Here is a 13,174-nt window from a genome sequence, read left to right on the forward strand (position 1 = left end):
TAACAATGCGACGTATAGCAGTAATGGGCGCCGCCGGGCGCATGGGTAAGACGCTGGTTGAAGCCGTGCAGCAAACCAGTGGCGCGGCGGGACTGACGGCAGCGGTGGATCGTCCTGACAGTACCTTGGTTGGAGCGGATGCCGGTGAGTTGGCTGGCATTGGTCGTATCGGTGTGCCTTTATCTGGCGATCTGGCGCGGGTTGCCGATGAGTTCGATGTGCTGATTGATTTTACTCATCCAACCGTAACGCTACAGAATCTGACTTATTGCCGTCAGGCAGACAAAGCCATGGTCATTGGGACCACCGGCTTTACTGCAGAGCAGAAACTTATGCTCATGGAGGCGAGTAAACAGGTTCCGATCGTGTTTGCAGCCAATTTCAGTGTAGGCGTCAACCTGTGTTTGAAGCTTCTTGACACGGCTGCTCGTGTGCTTGGAGATGAAGTTGACATTGAGGTTGTCGAGGCTCACCACCGGCATAAAGTCGATGCTCCTTCCGGTACAGCGTTGCGTATGGGCGAAGTCGTTGCGCAGGCCTTGGGCCGAGATCTGAATGAGGTGGCTGTATACGGTCGTGAAGGTCAAACCGGAGCACGTGACCGCAAGACAATTGGTTTTGCTACTGTGCGGGCGGGCGATGTGGTTGGAGACCATACGGTATTGTTTGCTGCCGAGGGCGAGCGAGTCGAGATTACCCACAAGGCGTCAAGTCGCATGACCTTTGCAAAGGGTGCGGTCCGCGCGGCGCTGTGGTTGGAGGGGAAAGAGCCTGGCCTTTACGATATGCAGGATGTTTTAGGGCTGCGTTGAGTTATCTTTTCGCTAGGCACTTATGGGATGCGCTTAGAAGTGCTTTAGATTATCTAGTTTCGTTTTGGCATCTAAGGCGATGAGCTGCATCAATAAGTGTGGATTTGCTCAAGTAATTTCCGTATCATGCAGCTTTAGTGTGTCCACTAAAGCCAGCGCAGCATGATCTAATAAAAAAGCGGGATGCGGTTCATACCACATCCCGCTTTTTTACAACCTGCGTTTGCCTCTTCAGACTAGATTTTGGGAGGTCTCTTGACTAAGCCAGCCATTCTCGCACTTGCCGATGGCACGATTTTCCACGGAGAATCCATCGGTGCCGACGGTCTTACAGTCGGTGAGGTGGTGTTTAATACCGCTATGACCGGCTATCAGGAAATCCTCACCGATCCTTCCTATGCCAAGCAACTCGTAACCCTTACTTATCCTCACATTGGCAACACCGGTACGACACCTGAAGACAGTGAGGCCAATCAGGTATGGGCCTCCGGCCTGATTATTCGTGATCTTCCCCTGGTAGCCAGCAACTGGCGTAACAAGCAGTCACTTCCTGACTATCTTCGTGCCAATCAGACCGTAGCCATTGCTGGAATTGATACCCGCAAGCTGACCCGGATTCTGCGTGAAAAGGGCGCTCAAAACGGCTGCATTCTTGCAGGTGATGACATCACTGAGGCGCAGGCGCTTGAAGCAGCTCGTGCGTTCCCAGGCCTCAAGGGAATGGATCTTGCCAAAGAGGTGAGCGTCAAGCAGTCCTACGAATGGCGCCGCTCTGTTTGGGGGCTGGAGACAGATAGTGCTCCAGAGATTCCGGCTGACCAGTTGCCTTACCATGTGGTTGCGTTTGACTACGGTGTCAAATACAACATCCTCAGGATGTTGGTTGCTCGCGGCTGCCGAATTACTGTTCTGCCCGCGCAAACCCCAGCCAGCGAAGCCTTGGCGTTAAATCCTGATGGTATATTCCTAGCCAATGGTCCGGGAGATCCTGAGCCTTGTGATTATGCAGTCCGGGCTATTCAGGAAGTGCTCGAAACAGACATTCCCGTTTTCGGTATCTGTTTGGGGCATCAGCTTTTAGCGTTGGCCTCTGGTGCGCGTACAGTGAAAATGCCTAACGGGCACCATGGTGCAAACCACCCGGTGCAGGACCTCGATACGGGTGTTGTGATGATCACCAGTCAAAACCACGGTTTTGCTGTAGATGAAGCGACATTGCCGGGCAACGTTCGTGCAACTCACAAGTCGCTGTTCGACGGTACCCTCCAGGGCATCGAGCGTACTGATAAGGTCGCGTTCAGCTTCCAGGGTCATCCGGAAGCAAGTCCGGGGCCGCATGATGTGGCGCCACTGTTTGATCGCTTCATCAATGCCATGGCGGGGCGGCGTTAATAAATGGCTTGGTCGGAGTTGGGTATCACTGACCTTTGGACATATATAGCGGGTGTGATTTTCGTCGTATTGCTGCCCGGTCCCAACTCCCTCTTTGTGCTGGCGTCCTCTGCAAGAAGAGGCGTGGCAGCCGGTTATCGTGCTGCCTTTGGCGTCTTCTTTGGGGATGCGTTGCTTATGACGCTATCCGCGTTGGGAGTAGCCTCACTCCTGAAAGCCGAGCCCCTGTTTTTCATGGGACTCAAGTACCTGGGCGCAGCTTATCTACTGTATCTAGGTGTAGGAATATTACGTGGCGCTTGGCGTCAGTGGCGTTATCCCCTGTCGCCCATTGAGCAGCAGACTCAAGAAGAGGGCATCGACAAGCCTTTTAGAAAGGCACTTCTATTGAGTTTGTCGAATCCAAAGGCCATTTTGTTCTTTGTGTCTTTCTTCATACAGTTTGTCGATCCCGGGTACGCTCATCCAGGGTTGGCATTCGGGGTGCTCGGGCTGATTCTTGAAGTGATTAGCGCGATATACCTCAGTTTTCTGATTTTTACCGGTGTGCGTTTGGCGGCCTGGTTCCGCCAGCGGCAGCGGCTCGCCGCCAGTGCCAATACTGGTGTAGGCGCATTATTCGTTGGCTTTGGTGTGAAGCTGGCGACCGCAACTCTGACTTGATTACTGCAACGAGAATCCCATGCCCAAGCGTACAGACATAAAGAGCATCCTGATCCTCGGTGCCGGCCCTATCGTTATCGGCCAGGCCTGCGAATTCGATTACTCCGGTGCACAGGCCTGTAAGGCCCTGAAAGAAGAAGGTTTCCGCGTCATTCTGGTGAACTCCAATCCGGCCACCATTATGACTGACCCATCCATGGCTGATGCGACCTACATCGAGCCTATCAAGTGGGCGACGGTAGCTAAAATCATTGAGAAAGAGCGCCCTGACGCGCTGCTGCCTACCATGGGTGGCCAGACAGCGTTGAACTGTGCGCTGGACCTTGAGCGTCATGGCGTCCTGGAAAAGTTTGGCGTCGAAATGATCGGTGCCAATGCTGATACGATTGATAAGGCAGAGGACCGCTCCCGTTTCGACAAGGCCATGCGTGCCATCGGCCTGGCCTGTCCGCGCTCGGGTATTGCCCACAGCATGGAAGAGGCGTACGGCGTGCTGGAGCAGGTTGGTTTCCCTTGCATCATCCGCCCATCCTTCACTATGGGTGGCAGTGGTGGCGGTATTGCCTATAACCGTGAAGAATTCGAAGAGATTTGCTCTCGCGGTCTGGACCTTTCACCAACCAACGAGCTTTTGATCGATGAGTCTCTGATCGGTTGGAAAGAATACGAAATGGAAGTTGTCCGCGACAAAAAGGACAACTGCATCATCGTCTGCTCCATCGAAAACTTCGATCCTATGGGGGTGCATACGGGCGACTCCATCACCGTTGCGCCTGCGCAGACGCTAACCGATAAGGAATACCAGATCATGCGTAACGCCTCCCTGGCGGTGCTGCGTGAAATTGGTGTAGAAACCGGTGGCTCCAACGTGCAGTTCGGTATCTGCCCTGATACAGGTCGCATGGTTGTCATCGAGATGAACCCACGTGTCAGCCGCTCTTCAGCGCTGGCATCCAAGGCCACTGGTTTCCCGATTGCCAAAATTGCAGCCAAACTCGCAGTTGGCTACACGCTGGACGAACTGCAGAACGACATTACCGGTGGGCGCACCCCGGCATCGTTCGAGCCGGCTATCGATTATGTCGTAACCAAGATACCGCGCTTTGCCTTTGAGAAATTCCCTAAGGCTGATGCTCGCCTGACTACCCAGATGAAGTCAGTGGGTGAGGTAATGGCGATCGGTCGTACCTTCCAGGAATCGGTCCAAAAAGCATTGCGTGGCCTGGAGGTTGGCGTAAACGGATTTGATCCCAAGCTCAATCCAGAAGATCCTGAAGCCGATAGCATTCTCAAGCGCGAACTTACAGTGCCTGGCGCAGAGCGTATCTGGTACGTCGGAGATGCGTTCCGTCGTGGTCTGAGCGTTGAGCGTGTGTTTGAGCTGACCAAGATCGATCCGTGGTTCCTGGTGCAGATCGAAGACCTGATCAAGGATGAAGAAAAGGTCAAAACCCTGGGATTGGCGGATGTCGATCGTAATCTCATGTGGAAGCTCAAGCGCAAGGGCTTCTCGGACGCACGTCTGGCCAAGCTGCTCGGTGTGACGGAAAAAAGCCTGCGTCGCCATCGCTACAAGCTGGAAGTGCTCCCGGTCTACAAGCGTGTCGATACCTGCGCTGCAGAGTTCGCGACCGACACTGCGTACATGTACTCCACGTATGAGGAGGAGTGTGAGGCCAACCCATCCAGCCGTGACAAGATCATGGTGATTGGGGGTGGCCCCAACCGTATCGGACAAGGTATCGAGTTCGACTACTGCTGTGTTCATGCGGCTCTGGCTATGCGTGAAGATGGTTACGAAACCATCATGATCAACTGCAACCCCGAAACCGTGTCGACGGATTACGACACGTCTGACCGCCTGTATTTTGAGCCGGTTACGCTTGAGGACGTGTTGGAAATCGTGCGTGTCGAGCAGCCTAAGGGTGTAATCGTTCAGTTCGGTGGCCAGACACCGTTGAAGCTGGCTCGCGCGCTGGAGGAGGCCGGGGTTCCGATTATCGGTACCAGTCCCGATGCAATCGATCGTGCTGAGGATCGTGAGCGCTTCCAGCAGATGATCGAGCGTTTGAATCTGCGCCAGCCGCCGAATGCTACTGCTCGCAGCGAAGAAGAAGCGATTGCTGGTGCCAAGCGTATCGGTTATCCGTTGGTGGTTCGCCCTTCATATGTGTTGGGTGGCCGTGCCATGGAAATCGTTTACGAAGAAGAAGAGCTCAAGCGCTACATGCGCGAAGCGGTGCAGGTGTCCAATGATAGCCCTGTGTTGCTGGATCACTTCCTGAACTGCGCGATAGAAGTAGACGTGGATGCAGTATGTGACGGCAAGGACGTAGTCATTGGCGCTATCATGCAGCACATCGAGCAGGCAGGTATCCACTCGGGTGATTCGGCGTGCTCATTGCCTCCGTACTCCCTGCCAGCACACATACAGGATGAAATGCGTGAGCAGATCCGGAAAATGGCGCTGGAGCTTGGCGTGGTCGGACTGATGAACGTGCAGTTGGCCCTTCAGGGGAATGATGTTTATGTGCTGGAAGTAAACCCACGTGCCTCCCGTACAGTGCCATTCGTCTCCAAGTGCATTGGCGAGTCACTGGCCAAGGTAGCGGCACGTGTAATGGCGGGTAAAACCTTGGAAGAGATCGGGTTTACCAAGGAGATCATTCCGCCTTATTACAGTGTGAAGGAGGCAGTGTTCCCCTTCGCCAAATTCCCTGGCGTCGACCCGCTTCTCGGCCCAGAAATGAAATCTACCGGAGAGGTCATGGGCGTAGGCGACAGCTTCGCCGAGGCATTCTCGAAAGCCCAGTTGGGTGCGAGTGAGATTCTTCCTAATAGTGGTTGTGCCTTTATCAGTGTTCGGGATGACGATAAGCCTTTTGTCGCTGAAGTGGCTAAAGAGCTGGTTGAGCTGGGCTTTGAGGTTGTTGCTACGGCTGGTACGGCCCGTGTCATTGAGGAAGCTGGCCTGCCGGTTCGCCGTGTTAACAAGGTGACTGAAGGTCGTCCGCACGTTGTCGACATGATCAAAAATGATGAAATTACATTGGTGATCAATACAACCGAAGGTCGTCAGTCTATTGCTGACTCCTACTCAATTCGCCGGAATGCGCTTCAACACAAGATCTGCTGCACGACAACGCTTGCAGGCGGCCAAGCGATTTGTGAAGCTTTGAAGTTTGGTGCAGAAAAGACTGTGCGCCGGCTTCAAGATTTACATGCAGGAATCAAGGCATGAACAAATATCCTATGACAATCCAGGGCGCTCGCGCCCTGGAGGAAGAGCTCAAGCATCTCAAGACGGAGCTTCGTCCCCAAATTACACAGGCGATTGCCGAGGCGCGAGAGCTGGGTGATTTGAAAGAAAATGCGGAATATCATGCGGCTCGCGAGCAGCAGGGTATGGTCGAGGCGCGTATTCGTGATATCGAAGGGCGTTTATCCAATGCCCAGGTAATCGATATCACAACGATTCCGCGCTCGGGCAAGGTGATTTTTGGTACAACCGTTGAGATCATAAATGTTGATACGGACGAGTCGGTGACGTATCAGATCGTTGGTGACGACGAGGCAGATATAAAGTCTGGCAAGATCTCGGTTAGTTCTCCAATTGCTCGCGCATTAATCGGCAAGCAAGAGGGCGACGCGGTGATCGTCAAGACCCCGGGTGGCGATGTTGAATACGAAATCGTCGAAGTGCGTCATATCTGATGTAGGTAGCCAGCTGTCCAATCGCTTCCCTTGAGGTAGCGATTGGAGGCGGGTAGGCAGGTTGTCAAAAGATGACTTGCCGAACAAGCATTAAGGTGAGAGGTCTGCCCAAGGTGGGCCTGCTTTCTCTTCCCATCAGGCAGAATGCAGTTATCTATATGCCTGATTCGTCCCGGGCATTACAGGCTGTGGCGGACTACGTTTGAAAGCGAACGGTTCTGCGGCTGAGCCTTGCGATAGATAAGTGCCATTTTGCCAATGGTCTGAATCAGGTCGCATTTGGCGGACTGGCAAAGTTCTTCCATTAGGGTTCGCCGATCTTCGCGCTCACTTAAATTGAACTTGACCTTGATGAGTTCATGATCGTTGAGTGCCCGCTCAAGCTCAGCCAGTACACCTTCAGTAAGACCATTTTCACCTACTATCAATACAGGCTTTAAATGGTGTCCGATAGATTTGAATTGCTTTTTCTGCTCTTGATTGAGAGCCATAATTAAACCCCAGAGAAAAGGTATCTATTGTACCCTAGCGGCTAGGTATAGCCCAGAAGGACAGGATAAAGTACGCGTGGCTCGATCAGAAAAGCAGCGTGTTTTTGCTCAGGTAACATTGTTCAGAGTGTTTTCGCGCAACATAAAGTTTTGAACGAATTGGCGAGGCGACTAGTGGAGCTTCCGAACACCTTGTTATTTCTGATAGGGCCCCAATATGTGGGGTTTGAGTACAGTAAGTCAGCTGCAAGCTAAGTATTTTGTAAGCTGGCGCCTGATCCTGCGCAGTGTCTACTGCGTCCGGCTGGTGAATTCTTAATCAAAATATTTCAAGACGAGGGGTTTGGCAGTTACCTGAAGCTGGAGCGGAAGAACTTCGACAAGGTTGTTATGCGCACGTCTTCTGCGTCACAAGATCGTCTGCATGAGCAGTATTTGCTGGTGCGAGGCCTAAAGGTAACGCGCAGTCAGATGCAACGGCAGACTCTTCTGAAAGTCTCAGCTAAAGTGAGAAGAGCGACGGATCTCATAAAGGGTTACAGACGGCCACTGCTCAGCGTCAGCGTTGTGTAGTAACTTACCGGCCAATAGCCGGTTTCGATACGAACGGTTCCAAGCGAAGCCGGCTCAGAGGGTAGTCAATTGAACGATATGGCAAAGAATCTGATTCTATGGCTCATCATCGCGGCCGTACTGGTCACGGTGATGAACAATTTCTCCAGTCCCAATGAGCCGCAAACGCTCAATTATTCTGACTTCATTCAGCAAGTGAAGGACGGTCAGGTTGAGCGTGTGACTGTCGACGGTTACGTCATCACGGGAAAACATCGTGGCGGCGATACGTTCAAGACGGTTCGGCCTGCTATTCAGGACAACGGTCTGATTGGTGATCTGGTCAACAATAATGTGGTCATTGAAGGCAAAATGCCTGAACAGCAGAGCATCTGGACGCAGCTACTTGTAGCGAGCTTCCCGATTCTGGTGATCATTGCCGTGTTCATGTTCTTTATGAGGCAGATGCAAGGCGGCGCAGGTGGACGCGGCGGCCCCATGAGCTTCGGCAAGAGCAAGGCACGACTACTATCTGAAGATCAGGTGCGAACAACGTTCGCAGACGTTGCTGGCTGTGATGAGGCGAAAGAAGAAGTTACCGAGCTGGTAGAGTTTCTGCGTGACCCCGGTAAGTTTCAGCGTCTGGGTGGACGTATTCCTCGTGGTGTGCTGATGGTAGGTCCGCCCGGTACAGGCAAGACCCTGTTAGCAAAGGCTGTTGCCGGTGAGGCCAAGGTACCTTTTTTCACTATTTCAGGTTCCGACTTCGTTGAAATGTTCGTGGGCGTTGGTGCTAGCCGTGTTCGTGACATGTTTGATCAGGCGAAAAAACATGCGCCCTGCATTATTTTTATCGACGAGATCGATGCGGTTGGCCGCCACCGTGGAGCGGGTATGGGCGGTGGTCATGATGAGCGTGAGCAGACCCTGAACCAGTTGCTGGTTGAGATGGACGGCTTCGAAATGAATGACGGTATTATCGTCATAGCTGCTACCAACCGTCCTGATGTACTTGACCCTGCTTTACTACGCCCGGGTCGCTTCGATCGTCAGGTCGTAGTAGGTCTTCCAGATATTCGTGGTCGTGAGCAAATCCTTAAGGTTCACATGCGGAAAGTTCCAATGGGAGATCGTGTGGATGCCGCTGTTATTGCGCGTGGCACCCCGGGGTTTTCGGGCGCTGACCTTGCCAATCTGGTAAACGAAGCCTCTCTATTTGCAGCGCGTTCCAATAAGCGCACCGTAGATATGCGTGAATTCGAGTTGGCCAAAGACAAGATCATGATGGGCGCAGAGCGCAAGACAATGGTCATGTCCGAGAAGGAGAAGCGCAACACTGCTTATCACGAGGCGGGGCACGCTATCGTAGGTCGCCTGGTGCCTGAACATGACCCTGTCTACAAGGTCTCGATTATTCCTCGTGGACGCGCTTTAGGTGTAACCATGTTCCTGCCTGAGGAGGATCGTTACAGTCTGTCCAAGCGGGCGTTGGAGAGTCAGATCTGCTCGCTGTTTGGAGGACGAATCGCTGAGGAGATGACGCTTGGCTTCGAAGGCGTCACTACTGGCGCTTCGAATGACATCATGCGCGCTACCCAGTTGGCTCGCAATATGGTCACCAAGTGGGGCTTGTCTGAAAAGCTCGGCCCGCTACTCTACGGTGAGGAAGAAAGTGAAAGCTTCCTGGGCCGTGGTTCGGGTGGTGGTAGCGGCAGCATGTCAGGTGAGACAGCCAAAGAGATCGACTCTGAAATCCGGCGAATCATCAATGACTGTTACAACACAGCCAAGCGTCTGTTGGATGAGAATCGAGACAAGCTGGAAATGATGTCTGACGCTCTGATGAAGTACGAGACGATTGATGCTGATCAGATCGACGACATCATGGCAGGTCGTGTACCGAGGGAGCCGCGTGATTGGCAGGACGGTTCAGGTCCTACCGGCACCAATGCTACTCAAGGAGATAGTCGTCCCGAAACACCAATAGGTGGACCGGCAGGCGAGCACTAATTTCTCCATGATTCCTGTTTCAATCCAAACCCGATTGCTTTGCGGCAGTCGGGTTCTTGATTTATCACATCCCCATGTCATGGGGATCCTCAATGTCACCCCTGATTCCTTTTCTGATGGCGGCCGGTTCAATACCTTGGATAGCGCGCTGTTTCATGCGCGTGCTTTGGTATCGGCAGGTGCCACCCTTGTTGATATTGGCGGCGAGTCAACAAGGCCTGGAGCTCCTGCTGTTTCAGAGGACGAAGAGCTCAGTCGGGTAGTGCCTGTAGTTGAAGCTATATCTAAAGAATTGGACGTTATCATTTCGGTTGATACCTCTTCACCTCAGGTGATGCTTGAGAGTGCAAAAGTGGGGGCGGGACTGATTAATGACGTGCGTGCCTTGAAGCGTCCCGGTGCGCTTGAGGCTGCCGCCGCAACAGGCTTACCTGTCTGTCTGATGCATATGCAGGGTGAGCCTGGGACAATGCAGCAAAACCCTCATTATGAGGATGTAGTTACCGATGTGATTGCCTTCCTGAGTGAGCGGGTTGCTGCTTGTGAAAAGGAAGGGATTCGTCGCGACCAACTTATTCTTGATCCTGGCTTCGGGTTTGCCAAAACGCTTGAGCATAACCTTGTTCTGTTCAAGCGTATGCCAGAGTTGTTTGAGCTAGCGTTGCCGCTGTTAGTAGGCGTTTCACGTAAGAGCATGATCGGGGCGGTCCTGACCAAGCCTGTCGAAGAGCGTTTATATGGCAGTCTCGCTTTAGCTGCACTCGCGGTTGCCAAGGGAGCCAGTATTATCCGGGTGCATGATGTAGAGCAGACGGTTGATGTTATAAAAATGATTGCTGCGGTAGAGCAGGCTTAAGGCAAGGCGATAGCAATGGCTAGAAAGTATTTTGGAACAGATGGAATTCGTGGTCGCGTAGGTGAGTATCCCATTACGCCTGACTTTATGTTGAAGTTGGGATGGGCTGCGGGCATTGCGTTTCGTAGTCAGGGTATCTGTCGTGTCTTAGTGGGTAAGGATACGCGTAACTCTGGTTATATGTTCGAATCTGCACTTGAGGCCGGCCTTTCAGCCGCTGGCGCAGATGTCATGCTTTTAGGGCCGATGCCAACGCCAGGTATCGCTTATCTTACACGTACATTCCAGGCTAATGCCGGTATTGTTATCAGTGCCTCCCATAACCCGTTCTACGATAACGGGATCAAGTTCTTTTCCGGGTTGGGCACTAAGTTGCCTGATGAGGTAGAGCTGATGATTGAGGAGCTACTGGATCAGCCGATGACTGTTGTGGAATCTGCTCGCATCGGTAAAGTGTCTCGTATCAATGATGCCGCAGGGCGCTATATAGAGTTCTGCAAAAGTAGTGTGCCAGCGGGTACCAGTTTTGCTGGTATGCGGATCGTAGTCGACTGTGCTCATGGTGCGACTTACAAGATTGCCCCAAGTGTCTTCCGTGAGCTGGGTGCTCAGGTTAGTGTTATCGGTGCTCAGCCAGATGGTCTCAATATCAACAAAAATTGCGGCTCTACTCATTTAGGCGAGCTGCAGAAGGCTGTGCGGGATCAGCATGCTGACCTTGGTATTGCCTTTGATGGCGATGGTGATCGTGTGTTGATGGTTGATCATACAGGCGCAATCGTTGATGGGGACGAGCTCTTATTCCTGATTGCGAAGGATCTCAAAGGCCGCAATCGCCTTGATGGTGGGGTCGTGGGTACTCAGATGAGCAATCTAGGGTTGGAGCTTGGTCTGGCTGAGTTGGGAATTCCATTTGCCAGGGCCAAGGTCGGCGACCGCTATGTCATGGCTGAGCTCTTGTCCAAGAAATGGACGCTAGGTGGCGAGAGTTCTGGTCACATTGTATGTTGCCAGTACACCACAACGGGCGATGCCATTATTTCCGCTTTGCAGGTTTTGATGGCATTGAGGCGCGCTGGGCAAACATTGGCAGAGGCGCGTAAGGGCCTCAAAAAGTATCCTCAAGTGCTTATCAATGTGCGCTACTCCGGAGACGTAGACCCCTTGGCGCATCCTGACGTACAAAAAGCATGTACAGAAGTGACCGAGCAAATGGCGGGTAAAGGGCGTGTTTTACTGCGTAAGTCGGGAACAGAACCGCTTGTTCGAGTAATGGTTGAAGGCAGCGACGAACGCCAGGTTCACAAGCATGCAGAAGCCTTGGCTAAGCTGGTAAGTGAGGTATGTGCTTGATTTGGCTTGTCAAAGCAAAAAAACTTAGATAATATCTGCGCCCACTTCGCTCACTGAGGCATTAGCATGCGCAAGCCTTTGGTCGCTGGTAACTGGAAAATGCACGGAACACGTGCAGATGTAGCCGAGCTGATAGAAGGGTTGAGTAAGCTCGCCTTGTCTGATGAAGTTGAGATGGTAGTGTTTCCGCCATTTCTGTTTATTGATCAGGTAGAGGTAGGCCTTGCGGATAGTAGTATAGGCCTCGGCGCACAAGATTGTGCCGTGCAGCCTGAGCAAGGTGCGCTCACTGGTGAGATAGCAGCTTCTCAGTTGCGTGATGTGGGCTGTGGATATGTCCTTGTAGGGCATTCCGAGCGTCGTTTGATCTTGCTGGAAGATGACGATACGGTTGCAAAAAAGTTTGCTTCAGCCCAAAAGATGGGTATAGTGCCGGTCCTTTGTGTTGGTGAGACTCGAGAGCAGCGAGAAGCTGGTAAAACCTTTGACGTTGTTAAAGGGCAGCTCAAATCTGTAATAGATGTGCTGGGTATCGAGGCTTTTGAGTCTGCGGTTGTAGCCTATGAGCCTGTATGGGCGATAGGTACAGGATTGACAGCAACTCCTGATGAAGCTCAGGCGGTGCATCAGGAACTGCGACAGTTTATCCGCTCTTATAGCAGTGTTGTGGCTGATAAAGTTCGGCTGCTATACGGTGGAAGTGTAAAGGGCGGTAATGCTGCCGAATTGTTCGGTATGCCTGATATCGATGGTGGGCTTGTAGGTGGAGCCTCCCTAAATGCGAATGAATTTGGCGTGATTTATCACGCTGCTGGAAGTAAATGATGTTAGAAACTCTAGTTGTTGTCGTGCATCTGCTAATGGCGCTGGGACTGGTTGTCCTGGTTCTTCTTCAGCAGGGTAAAGGTGCGGACGCTGGTGCTTCTTTTGGTGCAGGTGCTTCGGGTACTGTTTTTGGAAGCCAAGGCTCTGCTACCTTTTTGAGTCGTTTTACTGCTATACTGGCGGCGGTTTTTTTTGCTACTAGTTTAGGTTTGGCTTATTTCGCTAAGGAAAAAGCCAACGCGTTGCAGGAAGTGGGACTTCCTAAGCCTGCAGCCATGCAGCAGGCGCCTGAAGTTCAGAAGCCTGCGGCAAATGATGATGTTCCCATGTCACAGCAGAAACCTTCGGCATCCTCAGAAGGTGATGTTCCGGGAAATCAGAAATAGTAAGAAGTTTTTGCCGAAGTGGTGGAATTGGTAGACACGCTATCTTGAGGGGGTAGTGGCCAACGGCTGTATGGGTTCGAGTCCCATCTTCGGCACCATATTTAGACACTGAAAATAGTG

The 13,174-nt window shown here is 52.4% G+C and carries 12 protein-coding genes and 1 tRNA gene; 12 read left to right on the forward strand and 1 reads right to left on the reverse strand.

The annotated features are described in order from the left end of the window. Positions 1 to 5 precede the first annotated feature (5 nt). From dapB to greA, 5 genes are all read left to right on the forward strand, one after another. Entirely contained in the window at positions 6 to 812 is an 807-nt protein-coding gene (gene dapB, locus GM154_RS13685; RefSeq protein WP_219652517.1) for a 4-hydroxy-tetrahydrodipicolinate reductase, read from the forward strand. Between the two features lie 255 nt (positions 813 to 1,067). Next, positions 1,068 to 2,204: a glutamine-hydrolyzing carbamoyl-phosphate synthase small subunit gene (carA, locus tag GM154_RS13690; protein WP_219652518.1), complete on the forward strand. Its 1,137-nt coding sequence runs from the start codon at positions 1,068 to 1,070 to the stop codon at positions 2,202 to 2,204. A gap of 3 nt (positions 2,205 to 2,207) precedes the next feature. Next, on the forward strand, positions 2,208 to 2,867 hold the full coding sequence (gene leuE, locus GM154_RS13695; RefSeq protein WP_010796798.1) for a leucine efflux protein LeuE: 660 nt from the start codon (positions 2,208 to 2,210) through the stop codon (positions 2,865 to 2,867). Positions 2,868 to 2,886: 19 nt separating this feature from the next. Further along, positions 2,887 to 6,108 (forward strand): carbamoyl-phosphate synthase large subunit, encoded by a 3,222-nt coding sequence (carB, locus tag GM154_RS13700; RefSeq protein WP_010796799.1) that lies wholly within the window; start codon positions 2,887 to 2,889, stop codon positions 6,106 to 6,108. Then, positions 6,105 to 6,581: a transcription elongation factor GreA gene (gene greA / locus GM154_RS13705; RefSeq protein ID WP_010796800.1), complete on the forward strand. Its 477-nt coding sequence runs from the start codon at positions 6,105 to 6,107 to the stop codon at positions 6,579 to 6,581. Before carB ends, greA begins: the two co-directional genes overlap by 4 nt. A gap of 179 nt (positions 6,582 to 6,760) precedes the next feature. Here greA and yhbY read toward each other — a convergent pair whose 3' ends face one another. Beyond that, positions 6,761 to 7,072: a ribosome assembly RNA-binding protein YhbY gene (yhbY, locus tag GM154_RS13710; protein WP_010796801.1), complete on the reverse strand. Its 312-nt coding sequence runs from the start codon at positions 7,070 to 7,072 to the stop codon at positions 6,761 to 6,763. 267 nt (positions 7,073 to 7,339) lie between these two features. Between yhbY and GM154_RS25975 the strand changes: the two genes are divergently transcribed. The 7 genes from GM154_RS25975 to GM154_RS13745 all read left to right on the forward strand — a co-directional run bounded on the left by GM154_RS25975 (position 7,340) and on the right by GM154_RS13745 (position 13,152). Beyond that, positions 7,340 to 7,645, forward strand: coding sequence for an SAM-dependent methyltransferase (locus tag GM154_RS25975; protein WP_219652547.1), 306 nt, complete (start codon positions 7,340 to 7,342; stop codon positions 7,643 to 7,645). 78 nt (positions 7,646 to 7,723) lie between these two features. Further along, positions 7,724 to 9,634 (forward strand): ATP-dependent zinc metalloprotease FtsH, encoded by a 1,911-nt coding sequence (gene ftsH / locus GM154_RS13720; protein ID WP_019366086.1) that lies wholly within the window; start codon positions 7,724 to 7,726, stop codon positions 9,632 to 9,634. Between the two features lie 7 nt (positions 9,635 to 9,641). Beyond that, entirely contained in the window at positions 9,642 to 10,490 is an 849-nt protein-coding gene (gene folP, locus GM154_RS13725) for a dihydropteroate synthase (protein WP_219652519.1), read from the forward strand. 15 nt (positions 10,491 to 10,505) lie between these two features. After that, positions 10,506 to 11,843 carry a phosphoglucosamine mutase gene (gene glmM / locus GM154_RS13730; protein WP_010796805.1) on the forward strand — a complete coding sequence of 446 codons (1,338 nt, stop codon included), beginning with the start codon at positions 10,506 to 10,508 and terminating at the stop codon, positions 11,841 to 11,843. 66 nt (positions 11,844 to 11,909) lie between these two features. Beyond that, positions 11,910 to 12,668: a triose-phosphate isomerase gene (tpiA, locus tag GM154_RS13735; protein ID WP_219652520.1), complete on the forward strand. Its 759-nt coding sequence runs from the start codon at positions 11,910 to 11,912 to the stop codon at positions 12,666 to 12,668. After that, positions 12,668 to 13,054 (forward strand): preprotein translocase subunit SecG, encoded by a 387-nt coding sequence (secG, locus tag GM154_RS13740; RefSeq protein WP_219652548.1) that lies wholly within the window; start codon positions 12,668 to 12,670, stop codon positions 13,052 to 13,054. The genes tpiA and secG overlap by 1 nt, the downstream gene beginning before the upstream one ends. Positions 13,055 to 13,066: 12 nt before the next feature. Beyond that, positions 13,067 to 13,152: transfer RNA gene (locus GM154_RS13745), tRNA-Leu, on the forward strand. The last annotated feature ends 22 nt before the right edge of the window (positions 13,153 to 13,174 follow it).

The organism is Pseudomonas sp. MAG002Y (assembly GCF_019400845.1).
In the GTDB taxonomy this organism is placed as follows: domain Bacteria; phylum Pseudomonadota; class Gammaproteobacteria; order Pseudomonadales; family Pseudomonadaceae; genus Chryseomonas; species Chryseomonas luteola.